The following is a 21,051-nucleotide window of genomic DNA, read 5'->3' on the forward strand; positions in this document are numbered from 1 at the left end:
GGATTTGTACGCCCCGGGTGTGCTGTTTACCTGGGGCGAACTCCAGGCAATGGCGTCAGACGGTGTGCTCCATCAGGTTTACCAGCAGGGCTATGCTCCACCGGGTGCAGACTCCACACCGCAGCTCAGGGCGCGGTCGGCCGCATTGGGCGTTCCGTCAGCGATCCGGCAGCGCGTGGTTGCCGGGCGCTTGACGGCCGCCTGGATTCACGGCTGTTCTCCCGAACCGGACAGGCTGGCCCTGCTGGTGGACTCAACACGGAGGATTTCCAGCCTCCGCGCCACCAGGGGATGCACCCTCCACGAGGTACGCCTGGGCCCGTTCGACGTCGTCAGCATCGGCGGACTGATGGTTTCCAGTCCCCTTCGGACGGCGCTGGACATCGCCCTGCACGTCAATACCACCGAGGCGCTGCCGGCGCTGCGTGGGCTGCTTGCCAGGCCACAGCAGGATGTCCGGCTGAGGCTGCTGACCCTTGCCGTTGAGGCAGTTCCCCGGCTGCCCCACAAGCGGGCGGCGCTGGAGAAGCTGGAGCAGCTAGCTGCGCCTCTTGTTCCCGGTGGTGCGGTAGACGTCAAAGACGCCGTCAATCCTGCGGACCGCGCTGAGGACGTGGTGCAGGTACTTGGGGTCTCCCATTTCGAAAGCAAACTTGGAGATCGCCAGGCGGTCCGTTGACGTGTGCACGCTGGCAGCGAGGATGTTGACGTGGTTTTCGGAGAGCACCCTGGTGACGTCCGAGAGCAACGACTTCCGGTCCAGCGCTTCCACCTGGATCTCCACCAGGAAGACGCTGGACTGTGTGGGCGCCCATTCGACGTCCACGATCCTGTCCGGCTGGTCCTTCAGGTCTGCCACGTTGGTACAGTCCGTCCGGTGCACTGAAACACCGGAGCCCCGCGTGACGAAACCCAGGATCGGATCCGGAGGGACAGGCGTACAACAGCGCGCCAGCTTCACCCACACGTCTCCAACACCGCGGACCACCACGCCGGAATCGGAGAACTTGGTCTTGGAAACATGCGTGGGGATGCTGACTTCGTTGAGTTCGTCGTCAGGGCTGTCGTTGATGCCCAGCCGGTCAACCAGCTTCTCCATCACGGACTGGGCGGAAGTGTGGCCGTCACCGACCCCGGCATAGAGCCCGGAGATGTCCACGTACTTGAAATCCTCAGCCACGGATGCCAGGGCCTCATGGGTCATCAGGCGCTGGAGCGGCAGGTTCTGCTTGCGCATGGCGCGGGTCAGGAGGTCCTTGCCGCGGTCAATGGCTTCCTCGCGGCGTTCCTTGCTGAACCACTGGCGGATCTTGTTCCTGGCGCGCGCGCTCTTGACGAAGTGCTGCCAGTCCTGGCTGGGTCCTGCGCCCTCGGCCTTCGACGTGAAGATCTCCACCCAGTCGCCATGGTTCAGTTCGCTGTTGAGCGGAACCAGCTTGCCGTTGACCCTGGCGCCGATGGTCCGGTGGCCAACCTCGGTGTGTACGGCGTAGGCAAAGTCCACGGGGGTGGAACCGGCAGGCAGTGCCATGACTTCGCCCTTGGGGGTGAACACAAAAACTTCACGGGCGTTGATTTCGAAGCGCAGCGAATCAAGGAACTCGCCCGGATCAGAAGTTTCCTGCTGCCAGTCCACCAGGGACCGCAGCCACCCCATGTCGCCGTCGCGGCTGTTCGCCGGGGCTATGGCAGTCCTGTTGGGCTGGTCCTTGTATTTCCAGTGGGCCGCCACGCCGTACTCGGCGCGGCGGTGCATTTCGTGGGTCCGGATCTGGATCTCCACGGGCTTGCCGCCCGGACCGATCACGGTGGTGTGCAGGGACTGGTACATGTTGAACTTCGGCATCGCGATGTAATCCTTGAACCTGCCCGGAAGCGGGTTCCAGCGCGAATGCAGCGTGCCCAGCGCGGCGTAGCAGTCACGTACCGAATCCACCAGCACGCGGACACCCATGAGGTCGTTGATGTCGTCGAAGTCTTTGTCCCGGACCACCATTTTCTGGTAGATCGAGTAGTAGTGCTTGGGACGGCCGGTTATGGTGGCTTTAATGCGCGCGATGCGCAGGTCCTCCGTGATCTGGTCCCTGATGACGCTCAGGCTCTTTTCACGCTCCGGCGTCCGGTCCCCCACCATCCGCACGATTTCCTCGTACACCTTGGGGTACAGTGCGGCGAAGGAAAGGTCCTCCAGCTCCCATTTGATGGTGTTCATGCCCAGCCGGTGCGCCAGCGGAGCAAAGATCTCCAGCGTTTCGCGGGCCTTCCGGGCCGAGGACTCAGCGGAAACGAACCGCCAGGTGCGGGCGTTGTGCAGCCGGTCAGCCAGCTTGATCATCAGCACCCGGATGTCCTTGGCCATGGCCACAACCATCTTGCGGACGGTTTCAGACTGGGCCGCTTCCCCAAAGCTGACCTTGTCCAGCTTGGTCACGCCGTCCACGAGCATGGCAACTTCGGGACCAAAATCGGCCTTCAGGTTTTCCAGCGTGTACGAAGTGTCTTCAACGGTGTCATGCAGCAGTGCAGCTGCCAGTGTGGTGCCACTCAGGCCGAGTTCGGCGAGGATCGTTGCCACGGCCACCGGATGGGTGATGTACGGATCGCCGCTTTTGCGCTTCTGCCCGCGGTGGCTGACCTCCGCGACCTCGAAGGCACGCTGGATCAGGTCGAAGTCTTCCTTGGGGTTATTGGCCCTGACGGTGCGCAACAGGGGTTCAAGGATGGGTGAGTAGGTGGCCGCCCCGCGGCCGGTGAGGCGGGCGAGGCGTGAGCGGGTACGTTCGCGGCGTCCCGGGAAGGTAGGCCGTGTGCCGGAGTTTTCCATGGCGCCCTGCGGAGTCCTGCCTGCAGCAGCAAGGCCCGTTTGAGTAGCGGGCACAGCAGGGCTATCCCCGTTTGACACTGGCGCCGACGCCGAACGTTCTTCCAATGAAGCACCCCTCACGAGCATTTAATTACCCCAGTCTATTCCTGCCAGCAGCCACTTTTATAACCGGGGAGCTGATACGCCAAAGGGCCGGTCAGGGCCGCGATGTCCGCGGCCCTGACCGGCCCTTTGCAGGAAGGTGGGTTGCCCTACGCCGAGGCAGGCTGCCCTGGCTTGGGACGTGCCTCTTCCGTCCGGCGATGCTCCACACGCTTGGCCTGCTTGACGAGGTCCGGTTCCGACTGGCGGAGCCAGGCGTACATGGGCGCGGCGATGAAGATCGTGGCCGCGGTACCGATCAGGATGCCCACGAAGAGCGCCAGGGAGAGGTCCCGAAGCGTTCCCGCTCCCAGCAGGCCGGCACCGATGAACAGGATGGCACCAACCGGGAGGATGGCCACCATCATGGTGTTGATCGAACGGACCAGCGTCTGGTTAACGGCCAGGTTGACCTCTTCGCCGAACGTCCTGCGGGTTGAGCGGCTGATCTCCGCAGTGTTCTCGCGGATCTTGTCGAAGACCACCACCGTGTCATACAGCGAGTAGCTCAGCACCGTCAGGAAGCCGATGATCGCCGAAGGCGTCACCTCGAAGTCGCTGAGGGCATAGACGCCCGCGGTGATGAACATGGTCACTCCCATGCCGGTGATGGCTGAGAGTGACATCTTCCAGGTCCGGAAGTACAACGCCATCAACAGGGCGGCCAGTACCACGAACACGACGAGGCCGATCAGGGCCTGCTTGGTGACGTCGGCGCCCCAGGTGGGTCCAACGAACGTGGACGTCACCTGGTCGTCGGTGACGCCGTACGAGCTGGTCAGCGCCTCCTTGATCCGAAGCGTCTCGTCGTCCGTGAGCTTGTCCGTCTGGATGCGCATGGTGGTGCCGGCGACGTTTGCCACCCGGGGGATGCTGCCGGGCACAACTTCTTCGACAGCCTGCTCGCCGAGTCCAGGGTCCGTGTTCTGGACACTGGACACGGTGAACTCCGAACCGCCCCGGAATTCGATACCGAGGTTGAACCCGCCCTTGACGACGGGCAGCAGGATGGAGAGCGCCACCGCGACGGCCGCGATGATGAACCACAGCTTCTTGGTGCCGACGAAGTCGTAGGAGCGCTTGCCGGTATAGAGCTCATTGCCGAAATTGGCAAAGGTGCTGGACATTACTGGCCCTCCTTCGAGGTGCTCTTGGAGGAACCGGCAAGCTGTTCCTGCTTCTCGGCGAGCCTGCGCTCGGCAATGGTCATCCGGCGTTCGGCTTCGGCTGCCGCACCGGCGTTCCGGGCGCGGACCACAGGCTTGTCTTCAGGAGTGCGCACCCGGCCTGCACCGCGGTACAACGGGACGGCGCCAAGCCGTTCCGGGTCCAGCCCGGAGAACTTGTGTCCCTCACCGAAGAACTTGGTCCGGGCCAGCACCTGCAGGGTGGGGTGGGTGAACATAAAGACCACGATGAGGTCCGCGATGGCTGTCAGGCCCAGCGTGAACGCGAAGCCACGGACGTTGCCAACGGCCACAAAGTACAGCACCAGTGCGGCGAGGAGGTTGACGGCCTTGGAGGCCAGGACCGTGCGCTTGGCGCGCTTCCAGCCGTTCTCGACGGCGGAAACCAGTCCGCGGCCCTCACGCAGTTCGTCCCTGATCCGCTCGAAGTACACGATGAACGAGTCAGCGGTCTGGCCGATGGCGACGATGATGCCTGCAACGCCGGCGAGTGAAAGCCGGTAGTTTTCGGTCCAGCCGAGGATCGCGATGGCCAGGTACGTCAGGACACCGGCAACCACCAGCGAGGCGATGGTCACCAGGCCCAGGGCCCGGTACTGGAACAGTGAATAGACCACCACCAGGAGAAGACCAATAACGCCGGCCAGCAGGCCCATGCGGAGCTGCTCGCCGCCAAGCGTTGCGGAGATCTGCTGCTCGCTCTGGATTTCGAAGCTGATGGGCAGCGCGCCGAACTTCAGCTGGTCAGACAGCGCCTTGGCCGAGGCCTCGGTGAAGTTGCCTGTAATCTCCGGGCGGCCGTCAGTGATCACTGCCTGCGACCTGGGAGCCGAGATGACCTGGTCGTCCAGGACGATAGCGAACTGGGACTTGGGGTCCGTACCCGTCTCGCCGCCTGCGGCCAGATAGAACTGGTTGAGGCGTTCGGTGACTGCCTTGAACTTCTGGGTTCCTTCAGCGTCAAACTCGATGCGGACGCCCCAGATGTTCGTCACGGCGCCCTGCGCACCCTGGGTGAGCTGGAAGGTGGAGTCAACGATGTTGCTGCCTTCAACTTCCACCGGGCCGAGGATGTACTTCACCGGAGGAGCGTTTGCGGCGCGCTCACAGGTGACCAGCGGGGCTGCGGGATCGGAGCGTTCCTGCTGGTCCTGCGCCGGGTTATTGCAGTCCAGCGCCTCGAACTGCCGGTATACCTCCGGCGTGATCCAGTTCATGTCGCTGCCGTTGGCGGGTTCCGCCGTCGGCTTCGGGAGTTGGTCCTCGGCCAGCTGCGATTCCGCAGGCACCGGATCTCCGGGACCCGCCAGCAGTACCGGACGGAAATCCATATCCGCCGAGGCCTGGATGAGGGCGCGGGTCTCTGACGTCGGCGTGCCGGGAAGGCTCACCACGACGTTGCGGCCTGACTGGGTGCTGATTTCCGCTTCCGCGACACCGGAGCCATCCACGCGCTGGCGGATGATTGCCACAGCCTGGTTGAGCTGTTCCTCCGTGATGTCCGACCCGCCGTCAACCTTGGGCGCCAGGATCATCTGGGTACCGCCCTCAAGGTCAAGGGCCAGCTTCGGTGCCCAGCTGGCCTGCCCGGCCAGGGTACCGCCGGCAAGGACGGCGGTGAGCACGGCGATTACAACGCCGAGCCAGACCAGCACCCTGATGCCTGAATGTTTGGGGCCACTACGTGCCATTGGTGATCTTCCTCTTAACTCGACAGAGCGCAGGACAAACCCGGGCTAGTTGTCCTTTTTGCCCTCATCGTTGAGGCGCTTCAGGGTCTCTTCGGGGGTTTCGTTCAGGGTGTCGTTCCGAGTTTCGCGCGGCGCCTTGGCGTCTTCTGCGGTCAGCGACGAAGCGTCATTCGGCACAACAGGAGCCTGGGCCTCCTCTGCCTGGGTTTCAACGGGCTCCACGGTGTCTACAACCTTGGTGACTGCCTGGCGGTGGACGGTGGCCACGTTGCCCGGGGAGAGTTCGAGCTCGACCTTGTTGTCTTCTTCGTTGATGGACACGATTCGGCCGAAAAGCCCGAAGCTGGTCATTACTTCCACGCCAGGTGCAAACTTGGCCTGAAGTTCTGCCTGCGCCTGCTGGGTCTTCTTGTTGCGCCGGAACATCATAAAGATGAAGACTCCGAGCATCACGAACAGCAGGATTGTCATTGGATCCACAGGGATTGTTCCATTCTGGTTTTCATAGCTGCGTTACTTAGCTGGGGTGAATGTCTGTTTGCGCGGCATCGAGCGGCCCGGTCCCGGGCGGTACACACGGAAAACCAGGCCCGAACGTGTCGAGCGTCATCCCAGTCTAAAGGGAAAACCTGGCAGAACGGTGCTAATGGATGTTTGGCGCCCAGTCCCCGGCGCCTTCAGGATCTTCATCCGTGTGGCGAAGACGTCCAGCGTCTCCTGGCCATAGGCGCCGGCCGGCACGGACAGTCCCAGGTGCGTCCACGCAGGAGCCATCGCAATCCTGCCGCGGGGAGTCCGGCCCAGCAGGCCCTCGCGCACCAGGAACGGCTCGGCGACGGTTTCCACGGTTTCGGTTTCTTCGCCCACGGCGATGGCCAGTGTGGACAGGCCCACGGGTCCGCCGCCAAACTTCACGATCAGGGCTTCCAGGACGGCGCGGTCCAGCCTGTCCAGGCCCCGCTTGTCCACTTCATACATGTCCAGGGCAGCAGAAGCGGTCCGCGCGTCAATCTGCTCAACGCCATGCACCAGGGCCCAGTCACGCACGCGGCGCAGCAGGCGGTTCGCGATGCGCGGCGTGCCACGGGAACGCCCGGCAATTTCGCTGAAACCGGCCGAGTTGACCTTGAGGTCCAGCAGCCCGGCGGAGCGCCGGAGAACCAGCTCCAGCTCCGGTACCGAATAGAACTCCAGGTGGCCGGTGAAACCGAACCGGTCCCGAAGCGGCCCGGGCAGCAGCCCTGCCCGGGTGGTTGCGCCCACCAGGGTGAATGGCGGCAGGTCCAGGGGAATCGCGGTGGCACCGGCACCCTTGCCCACCACGATGTCCACGCGGAAGTCTTCCATGGCCATGTAGAGCATTTCCTCGGCGGGCCTGGACATGCGGTGGATCTCGTCGAGGAACAGCACCTCGCCCTCGGACAGCGATGACAATATTGCGGCAAGGTCCCCCGCGTGCTGGATGGCCGGTCCGCTGCTGATGCGCAACGGCGCGTTCATTTCCGCGGCCACAATCATGGCGAGGGTGGTTTTGCCAAGCCCGGGCGGACCGGAGAACAGCACATGGTCTGCACTGCGGCCACGCATCCGGGACGCCTGCAGGACGAGCGACAGCTGCTTGCGTACGCGGTGCTGGCCGACAAAGTCGTCCAGGTTCCGGGGCCGCAACGCCGCCTCGATAGCCCTTTCTTCGGGCTCCTCGGCTCCGGCAACGATGGAGGGCTCAGCCACGGCTGCCCGCCCTGGCGCCGGTGCGGGCACCATCCTGGCCGAGCCAGCGCAGCGTGGTGCGGAGGATTTCCGCCACGTTGCCGCGGTCTGCTATCTCCGGGCTGTCAGCGAGGGACTTGTCGATGCTGGATGAGGCGTCCTTCTCAGACCAGCCCAGGCTGGTCATGGCCGCGAGGACCTGCGGCTTCCACACCAGCTCGGCAGTCACGGCCGCCGGGGCAGAAACGGCTGTTCCGTGCGGAACCAGCTTCCCGGCCAGTTCAAGGACCAGGCGGCCGGCAACCTTGGGGCCGATGCCAGGAACCTTGGTGAACACTTTGGTGTCTCCCGTATGAGCTGCCACGCGGATGGCTTCGGGTTCATGGACGGCCAGGACCGCCAGGGCAAGCCGTGGACCAACACCGCTCACGCTGAGCAGGACGTCAAAAACCTCGCGCTCGTCATCATTTGCGAAACCGAAAAGCGTCAGGGAGTCTTCACGGACGATCATGGTGGTGAAGAGCTTGCCTTCCTCCCCCACCTTGAGCCGGCTGAGGGTCTGCGGGGTGGCCTGGACGCTCATCCCCGCTCCGTTGAGGTCGATCACCGCCGACGACAAACCCACATGTGCCACTGTGCCGCGAACGAAACTGATCAACCCGTGCTCCTGCTGTGCTGCCGGCCAATGACGTCGGACCCAACGTCCTCGGAGTCAATATCGTCGCCACTGAATGGCGCCGGACCGGTTATCCGAACATATCTACGAACAGCGTAACAAAGGGCGCCGCGGCCCAGGCCTATTCAGCGGCCGCGGCGCGCCTTGGCTTCCGCTTCGGCCCATGCCCGCTGGGCAGGGGTCAGGGACTGGCTGCCGGGCCCGGTTGTGGCGACCGCGGCGCCACTGCCTGCGCGCCACGCATGCGTAATCGCCAACGCCAGGGCATCTGCTGCATCCGCCGGCCGGGGCGCCGCGTCCAGGCGGAGAATCTTCGTGACCAGCTTGGTCACCGCTTCCTTGTTGGAGGAACCGCTGCCGGTTACTGCCGCCTTCACTTCGGAGGGCGTGTGCAGCGCCACCGGGATGCCGCGGCGCGCAGCGGCGGCGATCACCACACCGGAGGCCTGCGCAACACCCATCACAGTGCTCACGTTCAACTGCGAAAAAACGCGTTCGACGGCGAGCACTTCCGGTTCGTAGCGGTCCAGCCATTCATCGATGGCCTCGGCAATGACCAGCAGCCGCTGGTCCAATGGGTTATCCGGCGAGGTGCCAACGACTCCCACCGCCACCAGGGTGGCGCGGCGGTTCCGCTCGACGTCGACCACGCCGATGCCGCAACGGGTGAGGCCCGGATCAACCCCCAGTACCCTGAGAGTCAATTCCGGGCCTCAGCCTGAAAAGCCGGGAGGCTCACTCAGCTTCCAGGGCTGCCTGGACTTCATCGCTGAGGTCGGCATTGCTGTAAACGTTCTGGACGTCGTCGAGCTCTTCCAGCGCATCAGCGAGCTTGAGGAACTTGCGTGCGCCGTCGACGTCGAGCTCCACCTGCATGGACGGGACAAACTCGACTTCGTCGGTCTCGTACTCAATGCCGGCTTCGGTCAGGGCGTCGCGGATGGCGGGGAGGTCCGTGGGCTCGGAGTGGATTTCCCAGTTCTCGCCGTTGTCCTTGACCTCTTCGGCGCCGGCGTCCAGGACGGCCATCAGGATGTCGTCCTCGCTCAGGCCGTTCTTGGGCAGGTTCACAACACCCTTGCGGGTGAAGAGGTAGCTGACGGATCCGGGATCTGCGATGGTGCCGCCGTTGCGGGAAATCGCCAGCCGGACCTCGGACGCTGCACGGTTTTTGTTGTCCGTGAGGCATTCGATCAACAGGGCCGAACCCTGCGGTCCGCGGGCCTCGTACATAATCTCCGTGTAATCGACCACTTCGCCGGTCAGGCCGGCGCCACGCTTGATGGCGCGGTCAATGTTGTCCGCGGGAACCGAGGTCTTCTTCGCCTTGGTGACAGCCAGTTCAAGGCTGGGGTTGCCTGCGAGGTCCGGACCGCCCATACGCGCGGCGACTTCGATGTTCTTGATCAGCTTGGCGAACGATTTGGCACGCCGGCTATCGAGGATGGCCTTCTTGTGCTTGGTCGTCGCCCATTTGGAGTGGCCTGACATGCTTTACGCTTCTCCTCTGATCATTCGGATAAAAAGTTCATGTATGCGCGCTTCTCCCCAGTCACTTCCGGGTGGAAGGAGGTGGCCAACAGCTGGCCGGAACGCACTGCAACAATTCTAGCGGTCCCGGGCAGGGCCGCTGCGTGGGATGCGTGCTCAGGATCCGCCGGCTCCACCTGCGCCAGGATTTCGACGTCGGGCCCCACCCGTTCCACCCACGGCGCCCGGATGAACACGGCATGGACGGGGTCCACCCCGGATTCGCCCGCGCTGAAGTCCAGGCCCTTGAAATCCAGGCTGGTTTCGAAGGATTCGCGCTGCCTGCCGAAGGCGTTCCGCCGTACCGTGATGTCCAGGCCCCCGAACGTCTGCTGCGGGCTGCCCTTGAGGTCCGTGGCGGGATCGGCGATTTCATCAGCCAGCAGGATCATTCCCGCGCAGGAGCCGTACACCGGCATGCCTTCTGCGATCCGTTTCCGGATGGGCTCCGCCAGGTCGAACATCCGGGCCAGTTTGTCCATGGTGGTGGACTCGCCTCCGGGAATCACCAGGGCGTCGACGGCGTCGAGCTCGGACGGGCGGCGGATTCCGGTTGCCCGGCCCCCGGCGGATTCGATGGCATGGAGGTGTTCACGGACGTCCCCCTGCAGGGCCAGGACGCCCACGAGCGGGGAGGAAGCTTGCTGATTCTGCACTGTGACAGTCTAGGGGCACCGGCGCGCGGGCTGCATCCGGACCCCCGGCAGGACATGCCAAGTAGTATTGACCGGGACTCGAAGGACGATTGAAGAGGTAGCAGTATGTGCGGAATCGCCGGATACCACGGTTTTGGAGAAGACGAAGTCCTGCTTAAGGCAATGAACGCGTGCATTGAGCACCGCGGCCCCGACGGCGAGGGTTACTTCACCGAGGGCAACACCGGCCTGGCCCACCGCCGGCTGTCCATCATCGATGTGGCCCATGGCCAGGAGCCGATGATCAGCGCCGATGGCGATACCGTCCTGGTCTACAACGGCGAGGTCTACAACTACCTTGAACTCCGTGCCGAGCTCGAGGCCCTGGGACGCACGTTCCGGACCCAGTCGGACACCGAGGTCGTCCTGCAGTCCTACGAAGAGTGGGGCACCGAAGCTTTCGACCGCTTCAATGGCATGTTCGGCTTCGCGATCCTGGACAAGAAGCGCGATGTCCTGGTCCTGGCCCGCGACCACTTCGGCATCAAGCCGCTGTACTGGGCCAACGCCGGAACCGCCGATGCCCCGAAGATCATGTTCGCTTCCGAGGTCCGGCCCTTGCTGGAAAGCGGCAAGATCGATCGCAAAGCCAATGAGCGCATCCTCTACCGCTACCTGCAGTACCGGATCCATGACGATTCGGCGGAGACCTTCTTCGACGGCGTCTCCAAGCTCCTTCCCGGCGAAATGATGGAAATCAACAACGCCACCGGGCAGTACACCATTTCCGCATTCACCCGCCTCCGTGAAGAGCTGACGGAACTCTCCAGCGTCAACCGGCCCTACACTCCAGAGGTCACCGAGGAATACCGTCAGCGGTTCACGGAAGCCGTCCGGCTCCGGCTGAAATCCGAAGTACCCGTTGGTTCGGCGCTGTCCGGCGGGCTGGACTCGTCCGCCGTCGTGGTCACCATCAATAAGCTGATGCAGGAAAACGCTGCTGCCACCGAGTCACTTGGTGCAAAGCAGAACACCTTCAGCGCAGTCTTCCCCAATTCGATCAACGACGAGGAACACTACGCCGACGCCGCCATTGCCAAGTGCAAGGGCAACATCGAGGCGCACAAGATCCTCCCCACCCCGGAAGGCTTTGCCGAGGACCTCGAGGACTTCGTCCGGACCATGGAGGAGCCCATCATCTCCTCGGGACCGTATGCGCAATACTGCGTGATGAAGGAAGCCTCCAAGCACGTCACGGTACTGCTTGACGGCCAGGGCGCTGACGAAATGATGGCCGGCTACATCCCTTACTACTTCGCGTACCTCCGCCAGCTCAAGGCCAAGGGCGACTACAAGACCCTGGTCCGCGAGGCCGGGCAGTCGCTGGACATCTTCTACCGCCTGGGCCGCTTCCGGCTGCGTTCCAAGCTGACGGCCAAGAAGACCGTCACCATGGCATCCCTGCTGAAGAAGGACTTCGCGGGTACGCACCGCGGCGAGAAGTTCAGCAACATCCCGGACAACATGAAGCTCCGGCTGATCGATGACCTCTTCCACAAGTCCCTGCCCTCGCTGCTGCGGTACGAGGATAAGAACACCATGCGCTTCTCCCTGGAAGGCCGCGTGCCGTTCCTGGACAAGGAAGTGGTCAAGTTCCTGTTCAGCCTCTCGGATGAAGCCATCATCAAGGGTGGCTGGAACAAGCGCATCCTGCGCGACGCCACCCGCGGCCTGTTGCCGGAGAAGATCAGCAACCGCCGCAACAAGATCGGCTTCACCACGCCCGAAGCCGAATGGTTCGCGCTGATGAAGGAGCGGATCTACCAGGTCTTTATGTCCAACTCCTTCGCCGAGCGTCCCTACTGGAACCGCGAAGCCGTCCTGACGGCGTTCGAGGAGTACCTGAACGGGAAAAAAAACGACGCCGACACCATGGTTTTCTGGCGCCTGCTCAACGTTGAACTGTGGTTCCGGGAGTTCATCGACCGCAACGAGGCGCCCGCCGACGTCAAGCTGAACAAGAGCGATTACGAGCCCAACCCGGGCAAGCAGCTGGACATCACGGTCCCCGCCGAAGCAGGCGGCGAAACCTTCCGCCGCTACCCCATCCAGACGGGCGTTTTCACCCGCGAGACCGAGCTGGATCCGGAAGTGGCCGGCTACGTGAAGCGGTTCTTCGACGGACTCCCGTCCGCGGACGATGACACCCGGGCCGCCGTCGCCGATACTCCCTGGTACCTCCTGGTCAGCGAGAAAATCGTGGCCATCACCCAGGGACGCTCCTTCCCCGTCTGGGAGATCAAGGTCTCCCCCGCTGCCCGGGTGCTCAGCAAGTTCGTCATGCGCACGCCCGCCGGCATCGGCCTGGGCAGCCCCTGGTCCATGCAGATCGCCATCAACGAGGTGGGCCTGCCGCTGATCGTCAAGGCTGCGGCTGCCAGCGTGGTGGGCAAACTGCAGGGCAAGAGCGGCGTGTTCTACGACGTCGTGGGCAACAACATCAACGCCATCGACGGCGCGACGCCCTACAGCCTGGGTTCCTCAGCGAACTCCGTGAAGCTGGCCCCCAAGGACCCCGAAGCCGTTGCCCGCCGGATCAGCGCACTCATCCGGGCCACCGTTCCGGCTGAATATGCCTCGACCTTCGCGGGTACGGCCATCATGGACGCCAACGACCTCGGCGTAGTGGCCATGGGCCACGACACCGGGCTGGCGAAGGAAACAGTGCAGGCCATGTTCAAGGACAATCCGCAGGGCCAGGGCGCACAGGCCACCCCGATGTCCATCGTGTTCAAACAGAACTAGGGCGCTCACCCGCGGCTGGGGCCCGCTACTTCCATTGGCGCTGCGCCACCCGGCCCATGAACCGGGAGGCGCGCAGCAGCCTGGCCGCTTTTGGCGCCCGGAGGTGCGAGTACCGCTCAAGGACCCCGACGACGTCGACGTCACCATCCGGCCCTGGCCGCAGCAATGCGGCCAGGGCCGCGGCGTCTTCCAGGCCACAGCCTGCACCCTGCCCCAGGTCCGGTGTCATGGCATGCGCCGAGTCGCCGGCAAGCGCCACCCGGCCGCGATGAAACGCCTTGAGTGGCTTTGCGAGATCGTACAGATCGTGGCGCAACACTTCGCTCTCATCGGTTTGGGCAATCAGGGACCGTGCCGCCGGATACCAGCCGGCAAATTCACGGGCGGCGGCCTCTTTCTCGGTGGCCAGCCCGTCGCTGGCCGCGCTCCTGCCTGCCTCCACGCTGGTGACCGCGAACCAGTACACCTGCCATCGGCCAAGGGCACTGTTCCGAAACGCTGGCGGTTACCCCAATCTTCGCCTGCCATGCCGCCGGTGTCCGCCGGACCACCCGTCACCCCGCGCCAGGCCGCGTATCCGGCGTACCGCAGCCCGGGGTCCAGCCCGAGGAAATCCCTGGTGATGCTCCGTAATCCGTCCGCCGCGATCACCAGGTCCCAGGAGCTCACTCTGCCATCTGCCGTGGTGATTCCCGCGCTGCCGCTCGGACCGCCGTCGTCCGTCACGGTCACGGCGGTGTCCCAGTGGATCGGAACATCCCGGCAGCATTCCAGCAGAAATTCGCGCAGATCGTTCCGGTGGAACAGCCGCACCTGCGGCCGCGCCCATTGCGGCGCGGCGAAAACTACCCGGCCGTTGGGCCGGCGCCATGACGGTCCGTGTTCCGGCGCGGGGCCCGTAGGGCAGTTGGTCGTATCCCTCCTGGAAGCCAAGGGTTCGCATGGCGGCCCTTGAGTTGGGGAAAAGCGAGATCCCGGCGCCGGGTACGGCATCGCGTGGCCCGCGTTCGAAGACCTCGACGCCGGCCCCTGCCCTGGCGAGGCCGGCCGCTGTTGTGAGCCCGGCGATTCCGGCACCGAGAACCGCGACCCTCATGGCTGTCCTTCCCGGGTTTCCGGAGCACGATCTTCCCCGCTGGATTCATCCCTGCACAGGTTCTTCACCGCACAAGGTCCTTCCCCCCATTAGGGCAATTCTCGCACATCCGCGCTTTCGCCCTTGGCCGAACGGTTGTGACCTGCGACTCACTGGTGGAAAGGGTTGCTTCATGACATCTTCCAGCAGCAATCCCCTCCTTGAACCCAGCCGGCTTCCGTTTCAACTGCCGCCCTTCGCACGCGATCACCGGGACCCACTACGCCGAAGCGATCGACGCAGGACTGGCGGCCCAGCTGGCCGAAATCGATGCCATCGTCTCTGCTCCGGAACCGGCAGGCTTTGAGAACACCGCAGCGGCCATGGAACGCTCCGGAGGGATCCTGGAACGGGCCTGCAACGCGTTCTTCACCTTGGTTTCTGCCGATGCAAGCGATGCCATCCGCGAACTCGAAACCGCGCTGATGCCCAAGCTCACGGCCCACCAGGATGCTATTTACCTGAACAAGGCCCTGCATGCGCGTTTCGCCGCGATTGACACGACGGGGCTGGACTCCGAGTCCGCCCGGCTGGTGGAGGAATACCTGCGGGCATTCCGGCAGGCCGGGATCCACCTGGACACTGAAGGGCAGGAGCGGCTCCGGGGGCTGAACGCGGAGCTCTCCCGGCTGGGCACGGAGTTTGGCCAACGGACCAAGGAAGCCATGAAGACTGCGGCGATCCTGGTGGACAACGCCGGGGAGCTCACGGGGCTGCCTGAAGACGACATTGCAGGTGCAGCCGAAGCCGCCCGGGCGGCCGGCCACGAAGGGAAGTACCTGCTCACCCTGATCCAGCCGAGCAACCAGGCCGCCATGGCGTCCCTGGAGAACCGGGACCTGCGGCGGCGCCTCTACGAAGCGTCCGTAGCCCGTGGCACCGACGGCAGTTCGCTCGACGTCCGTGAGCTGGTGCTTTCCATGGCAAGGCTGCGTGCGGCGAAGGCGGACCTGCTCGGTTTCGCCACGTATGCAGAACTGGTGGTGGAGCGGCAGACGGCGCCGGACTTCGCCGCCGTCGAGAGCATGCTGAACCGTCTGGCTCCCCCCGCGGTACGCAACGCGGATGCCGAGGCAGCCGCCCTCGCGGAAACCGCCGGGCATCCTTTGGAAGCGTGGGATTGGGCGTTCTACTCCAGCAAGGTACGCCGTGAACGCTACGCAGTGGATGAGCAGGCCCTGCGGCCGTACTTTGAGCTGGACCGCGTGTTGACGGACGGCGTCTTCTTCGCCGCGAACAAGCTTTATGGGCTGACGTTCCGGGTGCGTGGCGACCTCGTGGGGTATCACCCGGACGTCCGCGTCTGGGAGGTCTTCGACGCCGATGGCAGCGGGCTGGGCCTCTTCCTGGGCGATTACTACACCAGGGACACAAAACGTGGCGGCGCCTGGATGAATTCACTCGTGGAGCAGTCAACGTTCCTGGGAACGAAGCCGGTGGTCATCAATACGCTCAATATCTCCAAACCGCCGCTGAGCGAACCCACGCTGTTGACGATGGATGAGGTGCGCACCGTTTTCCACGAATTCGGCCACGCCCTCCACGGGCTGCTCTCCAACGTCACCTACCCGCGGTTCTCCGGAACTGCCGTGCCCCGCGATTTTGTCGAGTACCCGTCCCAGGTCAACGAAATGTGGATGCTGTGGCCTGAGGTGTTGAAGAACTATGCCCGCCACTACCAGAGCGGCGAGGCGCTTCCCCAGGAAGTCCTGGACCGCCTGGAAGAGTCCCGCTTGTGGGGCGAGGGTTTTGCCACCACCGAATACCTGGGAGCTGCGCTGCTCGATCTTGCCTGGCATGGGCTTAGCGGGGACCGCATTCCAGAGGATGCCCTGGAGTTCGAGGAAAAGGCGCTGGCGGCGTCCGGAGTGGCCCACCAGCTGATCCCGCCGCGGTACAGGACCGGATACTTCCAGCACATCTTCGCCGGCGACGGCTACTCTGCCGGGTACTACTCCTACATCTGGAGTGAGGTCCTGGACGCGGATACCGTGGACTGGTTCACGGAGAACGGCGGCCTCACCCGCGGGAACGGTGAACGCTTCCGCCAGGAGCTCCTGTCGCGGGGCAACAGCCGCGATCCACTGGAGTCCTTCCGGGCTTTCCGCGGCCGCGACGCCAAACTGGAACCGCTGCTCAAGCGCCGCGGCCTGGAGTAACAGGGGGTTTCGACAATCTCAACCACCGACGACGGCGGGCGCCCACCAAAGTGGACGCCCGCCGTCGCGAATAAAGCCAGGAGGCGTGCCGCAATCCGGCAGCGTGCGTAAAGGGGCCCCGCGCCCGGAGCACAAACTTAGCTGCTCACAGAGCGCGGGGATAGCACGCAGAGGATCGCGGTATGCCGGGCCGAAACGTTACCAGCCGCGCTCGGCCAGGCGGTGCGGCTGCGGGATCTCGTCGACGTTGATGCCCACCATGGCTTCGCCGAGGCCGCGGGAGACCTTGGCGATGACGTCCGGGTCGTCGTAGAAGGTGGTGGCCTTCACGACGGCGGCAGCACGTTCGGCCGGGTTGCCGGACTTGAAGATGCCGGAACCGACGAACACGCCGTCTGCGCCGAGCTGCATCATCATGGCGGCGTCAGCCGGGGTGGCGATGCCGCCGGCGGTGAACAGCACCACGGGAAGCTTGCCGGTGGAAGCGATTTCCTTGACCAGCTCGTACGGGGCCTGCAGTTCCTTGGCCGCAACGTAGAGTTCGTCCTCGGGCAGGGCTGCGAGCTTCGCGATCTCCGCACGGATCTTGCGCATGTGGCCCGTGGCGTTGGAGACATCTCCCGTGCCGGCCTCGCCCTTGGAGCGGATCATGGCCGCGCCCTCGTTGATGCGGCGCAGCGCCTCACCGAGGTTGGTGGCACCACAGACGAAGGGGACGGTGAAGTTCCACTTGTCGATGTGGTTGATGTAGTCAGCCGGGGTGAGGACCTCGGACTCGTCAATGTAGTCCACGCCGAGGGACTGCAGGACCTGGGCCTCGACGAAGTGGCCGATTCGGGCCTTGGCCATAACTGGAACGGACACGGCATCGATGATTTTGTCGATCATGTCCGGATCCGACATCCGGGAAACGCCGCCCTGCGCACGGATGTCCGCGGGAACGCGTTCCAGGGCCATCACGGCCACGGCACCGGCATCTTCGGCGATGCGGGCCTGCTCGACGTTAACGACGTCCATGATGACGCCGCCCTTGAGCATCTCCGCCATGCCGCGCTTGACACGGCTGCTGCCCGTTACGCTTGCGGCGGGCACGCCGGCTTCGTTGCTTACATCTGGTGTAGACACAAAAACCCCTATGGGTAGCTAGATAATCGTCAGCGGGTTACGGGCGGCAGTCACTGCCTGCGATGGACCCGCGGGTGTGCCGGATCACGTGATCGGACACCACTAATACTAGTCCCCAGCCGGGTCAGCGCTGAATTATGTTTCCGGAACCACGCCGGTATTGCCAAGGTACTGGCGCCGGACAGCCCGCATCCGCTGCACCACCGTTACCAGGCTTGCCACGGCCAGCAGGACCAGCGTCACCAGAAGCACCACGGGGGGCAGGCCCAGGCCTGTAAAACCTGTAACAACCAGGACCGAGACCAGCCGCTCCGCACGCTCGGCGATGCCCACGTTCGCGTCAAAACCGAGCGACTCCGCTTTGGCCCGCACGTAGGAAACCACCATGCCCAGGACCAGGCAGAGCAGGGCCGCGATGGCAATGGGACGGTCTGCGCCGCCGGTAAAAAACCAGATGGCGACGCCGGCGAACAAGGCGCCGTCCGCGAGGCGGTCAAGGGTGGAATCGAGGAAGTTGCCCCACTTCCCGCCGCCGTTGGAGAGCCTGGCCATAATGCCGTCAATGACATCGGAGAAGATGAAGGCCGTGATGAACAAGGTTCCCCACCACAGCTGGCCCTGAGGATAGAACACCAGGGCGCCGACAATCACGCCGGCAGTGCCGGCAATCGTCACCGCGTCAGGCGATACGCCAATCCGCAGCAGCCACCTGGCCAGGGGCGTAAACAGGGACGTAAAAAATCCCCTTGCGTGCCTATTCAGCATCCGCGTCCCCGGGCCATGCCTGCGCCACCTGGAGGCGGACTTCGTCCAGCGTCTGCGTGATGGCCTTGGTCTGCGCGATGATCGGGAAGAAGTTCCCGTCCCCTCCCCAGCGCGGCACAACGTGCTGGTGGAGGTGGGCGGCGATTCCGGCGCCGCCCACCACACCCTGGTTCATCCCCAGATTAAAGCCGCCGGGATTGGAAACCTTGCGCAGCACCCGCATGGCGGTCTGCGTCAGCATGGCAAACTCCATGGTCTCTTCAGCGGTGAGATCCGTGTAGTCCGGCACGTGGCGGTAAGGGCAGACCAGCAGATGCCCCGGGTTGTACGGGAACAGGTTCAGCACCACATAGCAGGTGCTGCCGCGGTGCACGATCAGGGCTTCCTCATCGCTCCGGGTGGGCCCGACACAAAAGGGGCAGTCGTCCTTGTTCTGGAACTGTGACTGGCCGCCCTTGATGTAGGCCATCCGGTGCGGAGTCCACAGGCGCTGGAAGGCATCCGGCACACCGGCGAGTTCAAAGTCGTCGGTGACGCCGGGATCCCCGGCGTACCCTGCGTTCTCCTGCACGTATCTGTCCGTTCGTTAGCTCGTGCGGTTACGGACGGCGTCGCTGATCCGCTGGACAGCTTCGGCGACGGGCACGCCGTTGTCCTGGCTGCCGTCACGGAAGCGGAAGGACACGGCGCCTGCCTCGGCATCCTCGCCGCCGGCAATGAGGACGAAGGGGATCTTGTCCTTGCTGGCGGTCCGGATCTTCTTCGGGAAGCGGTCGGAGGAAATATCCACCTCTGCACGGATACCGGCGGCCTTGAGCTGGTCAACGACGTCGAACATGTATTCGTTGAAGGCTTCCGCAACCGGAATGCCCACCACCTGGACGGGAGCCAGCCAGGCCGGGAAGGCACCGGCGTAGTGCTCGGTCAGGACGCCCATAAAGCGCTCCACGGAACCGAAGAGGGCGCGGTGGATCATCACGGGACGCTGGCGGGTACCGTCAGCTGCCTGGAACTCCAGTTCAAACCGCTCAGGGAGGTTGAAGTCCAGCTGGATGGTGGACATCTGCCAGGTGCGGCCAAGCGCGTCCTTGGCCTGGACGGAGATCTTGGGACCGTAGAAGGCAGCTCCACCCGGATCCGGGACCAGCTCGAGGCCCGACTCCTGCGCCACCTCGGCGAGTGTCCTGGTGGCCTCTTCCCAGGCGGCGTCGTCCCCAACGTACTTTTCGGGATCCTTGGTGGACAGCTCCAGGTAGAAATCGTCCAGGCCGTAATCCTTGAGCAGGTCCAGGACAAACTTCAGGGTGCTGGTGAGCTCGTCCTTCATCTGCTCACGGGTGCAGTAGATGTGGGCGTCGTCCTGTGTCATGCCACGAACGCGCGTGAGGCCGTGCACCACACCGGATTTCTCGTACCGGTACACGGAGCCGAATTCGAAGAGCCGCAGCGGCAGTTCGCGGTAGGACCGTCCGCGGGAACGGAAGATCAGGTTGTGCATGGGGCAGTTCATCGGCTTCAGGTAGTAGTCCTGGCCGGGCTTGCGCACCGTGCCGTCCTCGTTCAGCTCCGCGTCAACGTGCATGGCCGGGAACATGCCGTCCTTGTACCAGTCCAGGTGGCCGGAGACCTCGTACAGGTGGCCCTTGGTGATGTGCGGGGTGTAGACGAACTCGTATCCGGCCTCAACGTGCCGGCGGCGCGAGTAGTCTTCCATTTCCTTGCGGATGATGCCGCCCTTGGGATGGAACACCGGCAGGCCCGAGCCCAGTTCATCCGGGAAGGAGAACAGGTCCAGTTCGGCGCCGAGCTTGCGGTGGTCGCGGCGCTCGGCCTCGGCAATGCGTTCCTGGTATGCCTTCAGGGCATCCTTGGTGGGCCACGCCGTTCCGTAGATACGCTGCAGCTGCTGGTTCTTCTGGTTGCCCAGCCAGTACGCGGCGGAGGAACGGGTCAGTGCGAACGCGTTGGAGATGAGCTTGGTGTTGGGCAGGTGCGGGCCGCGGCAAAGATCGCACCAGACCGATTCGCCGCTCTTGCGGTCAACGTTGTCGTAAATGGTGATGTCCCCGGCGCCGACCTCGACGCTGACTCCTTCACCGGCGTCGACGGCGTCGGCATCGTTCTTCTTGCCCAGGAGTTCGAGCTTGTAGGGCTCATTCTTCATGGCCTCACGGGCTTCGTCCTCGGAAACCACCCGGCGGACGAACTTCTGGTTCTGGTTGATGATCTTGAGCATCATCTTTTCCAGGGTCTTGAGGTCCTCCGGAGTAAACGGCTCGGCGACGTCGAAGTCGAAGTAGAAGCCGTCAGTGATGTACGGGCCGATTCCCAGCTTGGCATCGGGGCGCAACTGCTGCACGGCCTGTGCCATCACGTGGGCAGTGGAGTGGCGGAGGACGTTCAGGCCATCAGGGGAATCGATGGTGACGCCTTCGACGTCGGCGCCTTCGGGCAGTTCCTGGTCCAGGTCCTTCAGTTCCCCGTTAACCCGGGCAACCACAACGTCGCGGCGTTCGAAAAAGAGTTCCGCCCCGGTTGTCCCGGTAGTCACCTTGGTCTCTTCGCCATCGACGATAAGGGTGATCTGCTGGGCATCTGACACGGGTGTCTCCTATTCAATGGTGAGGCTTCATAGCTTGTGGCGTACGGGGACCACAGCCAGCCATCG

Annotated in this window: 14 protein-coding genes and 3 pseudogenes; 2 read left to right on the plus strand and 15 right to left on the minus strand. The window is 64.0% G+C overall.

Annotation, left to right across the window (positions count from 1 at the left end):
* Positions 1-538: 538 nt before the first annotated feature.
* The 9 genes and pseudogenes from ACPJW8_RS09615 to pdxT form a co-directional block, all read right to left on the minus strand.
* Complete coding sequence (locus ACPJW8_RS09615) at positions 539-2,929, minus strand: bifunctional (p)ppGpp synthetase/guanosine-3',5'-bis(diphosphate) 3'-pyrophosphohydrolase (protein ID WP_330188516.1); 2,391 nt, start codon at positions 2,927-2,929, stop codon at positions 539-541.
* A gap of 146 nt (positions 2,930-3,075) precedes the next feature.
* On the minus strand, positions 3,076-4,092 hold the full coding sequence (gene secF / locus ACPJW8_RS09620) for a protein translocase subunit SecF (protein WP_330188403.1): 1,017 nt from the start codon (positions 4,090-4,092) through the stop codon (positions 3,076-3,078).
* Positions 4,092-5,843: a protein translocase subunit SecD gene (gene secD / locus ACPJW8_RS09625; protein WP_330188404.1), complete on the minus strand. Its 1,752-nt coding sequence runs from the start codon at positions 5,841-5,843 to the stop codon at positions 4,092-4,094. The genes secF and secD overlap by 1 nt, the downstream gene beginning before the upstream one ends.
* A 45-nt stretch (positions 5,844-5,888) precedes the next feature.
* The gene (gene yajC / locus ACPJW8_RS09630; RefSeq protein ID WP_330188517.1) at positions 5,889-6,314 is read right to left on the minus strand and encodes a preprotein translocase subunit YajC; all 426 of its coding nucleotides are present in this window, start codon (positions 6,312-6,314) and stop codon (positions 5,889-5,891) included.
* A 172-nt stretch (positions 6,315-6,486) separates the two neighbouring features.
* Positions 6,487-7,574, minus strand: a pseudogene (ruvB, locus tag ACPJW8_RS09635) (Holliday junction branch migration DNA helicase RuvB).
* The gene (gene ruvA, locus ACPJW8_RS09640; protein WP_330188406.1) at positions 7,567-8,211 is read right to left on the minus strand and encodes a Holliday junction branch migration protein RuvA; all 645 of its coding nucleotides are present in this window, start codon (positions 8,209-8,211) and stop codon (positions 7,567-7,569) included. The pseudogene ruvB and the gene ruvA overlap by 8 nt, the downstream one beginning before the upstream one ends.
* A 143-nt stretch (positions 8,212-8,354) precedes the next feature.
* The gene (ruvC, locus tag ACPJW8_RS09645; RefSeq protein WP_330188407.1) at positions 8,355-8,933 is read right to left on the minus strand and encodes a crossover junction endodeoxyribonuclease RuvC; all 579 of its coding nucleotides are present in this window, start codon (positions 8,931-8,933) and stop codon (positions 8,355-8,357) included.
* A 31-nt stretch (positions 8,934-8,964) separates the two neighbouring features.
* Positions 8,965-9,720: a YebC/PmpR family DNA-binding transcriptional regulator gene (locus tag ACPJW8_RS09650; RefSeq protein WP_330188408.1), complete on the minus strand. Its 756-nt coding sequence runs from the start codon at positions 9,718-9,720 to the stop codon at positions 8,965-8,967.
* Between the two features lie 3 nt (positions 9,721-9,723).
* Positions 9,724-10,415 (minus strand): annotated as a pseudogene (gene pdxT, locus ACPJW8_RS09655) (pyridoxal 5'-phosphate synthase glutaminase subunit PdxT).
* Between the two features lie 105 nt (positions 10,416-10,520).
* Here pdxT and asnB point away from each other — a divergent pair.
* Complete coding sequence (gene asnB, locus ACPJW8_RS09660; protein WP_425256315.1) at positions 10,521-13,199, plus strand: asparagine synthase (glutamine-hydrolyzing); 2,679 nt, start codon at positions 10,521-10,523, stop codon at positions 13,197-13,199.
* Positions 13,200-13,224: 25 nt separating this feature from the next.
* Here asnB and ACPJW8_RS09665 read toward each other — a convergent pair whose 3' ends face one another.
* Both ACPJW8_RS09665 and ACPJW8_RS09670 read right to left on the minus strand, forming a co-directional pair.
* Complete coding sequence (locus ACPJW8_RS09665) at positions 13,225-13,665, minus strand: FAD-dependent monooxygenase (protein ID WP_425256316.1); 441 nt, start codon at positions 13,663-13,665, stop codon at positions 13,225-13,227.
* A gap of 39 nt (positions 13,666-13,704) precedes the next feature.
* Positions 13,705-14,295 (minus strand): NAD(P)-binding protein, encoded by a 591-nt coding sequence (locus tag ACPJW8_RS09670; protein WP_425256317.1) that lies wholly within the window; start codon positions 14,293-14,295, stop codon positions 13,705-13,707.
* Positions 14,296-14,467: 172 nt separating this feature from the next.
* On the opposite strand from ACPJW8_RS09670, the pseudogene ACPJW8_RS09675 reads away from it, so the two are divergent.
* Positions 14,468-16,493 (plus strand): annotated as a pseudogene (locus ACPJW8_RS09675) (M3 family metallopeptidase).
* Between the two features lie 198 nt (positions 16,494-16,691).
* On the opposite strand, the gene pdxS reads toward ACPJW8_RS09675, so the two are convergent.
* From pdxS to thrS, 4 genes are all read right to left on the minus strand, one after another.
* Positions 16,692-17,618, minus strand: coding sequence for a pyridoxal 5'-phosphate synthase lyase subunit PdxS (gene pdxS / locus ACPJW8_RS09680; protein WP_330188413.1), 927 nt, complete (start codon positions 17,616-17,618; stop codon positions 16,692-16,694).
* A gap of 135 nt (positions 17,619-17,753) precedes the next feature.
* Positions 17,754-18,383: a phosphatidylinositol phosphate synthase gene (pgsA, locus tag ACPJW8_RS09685; protein ID WP_330188414.1), complete on the minus strand. Its 630-nt coding sequence runs from the start codon at positions 18,381-18,383 to the stop codon at positions 17,754-17,756.
* Positions 18,373-18,954, minus strand: a complete 582-nt coding sequence (locus ACPJW8_RS09690) for an HIT domain-containing protein (RefSeq protein ID WP_330188415.1) — start codon at positions 18,952-18,954, stop codon at positions 18,373-18,375. The genes pgsA and ACPJW8_RS09690 overlap by 11 nt, the downstream gene beginning before the upstream one ends.
* 15 nt (positions 18,955-18,969) lie before the next feature.
* Positions 18,970-20,985, minus strand: coding sequence for a threonine--tRNA ligase (gene thrS / locus ACPJW8_RS09695; protein WP_330188416.1), 2,016 nt, complete (start codon positions 20,983-20,985; stop codon positions 18,970-18,972).
* Positions 20,986-21,051 lie beyond the last annotated feature (66 nt).

Source organism: Pseudarthrobacter sp. J47 (assembly GCF_049810315.1).
Taxonomy (GTDB): Bacteria; Actinomycetota; Actinomycetes; order Actinomycetales; family Micrococcaceae; genus Arthrobacter.

Bases quoted from the DNA above. Each gene is read 5' to 3' on its own strand.
- ACPJW8_RS09650 (WP_330188408.1), bottom strand. From the start codon at position 9,720: ATGTCAGGCCACTCCAAATGGGCGACGACCAAGCACAAGAAGGCCATC.
- pgsA (WP_330188414.1), bottom strand. From the start codon at position 18,383: ATGCTGAATAGGCACGCAAGGGGATTTTTTACGTCCCTGTTTACGCCC.
- secD (WP_330188404.1), bottom strand. From the start codon at position 5,843: ATGGCACGTAGTGGCCCCAAACATTCAGGCATCAGGGTGCTGGTCTGG.
- secF (WP_330188403.1), bottom strand. From the start codon at position 4,092: ATGTCCAGCACCTTTGCCAATTTCGGCAATGAGCTCTATACCGGCAAG.
- asnB (WP_425256315.1), top strand. From the start codon at position 10,521: ATGTGCGGAATCGCCGGATACCACGGTTTTGGAGAAGACGAAGTCCTG.
- ACPJW8_RS09670 (WP_425256317.1), bottom strand. From the start codon at position 14,295: ATGAGGGTCGCGGTTCTCGGTGCCGGAATCGCCGGGCTCACAACAGCG.
- yajC (WP_330188517.1), bottom strand. From the start codon at position 6,314: ATGACAATCCTGCTGTTCGTGATGCTCGGAGTCTTCATCTTTATGATG.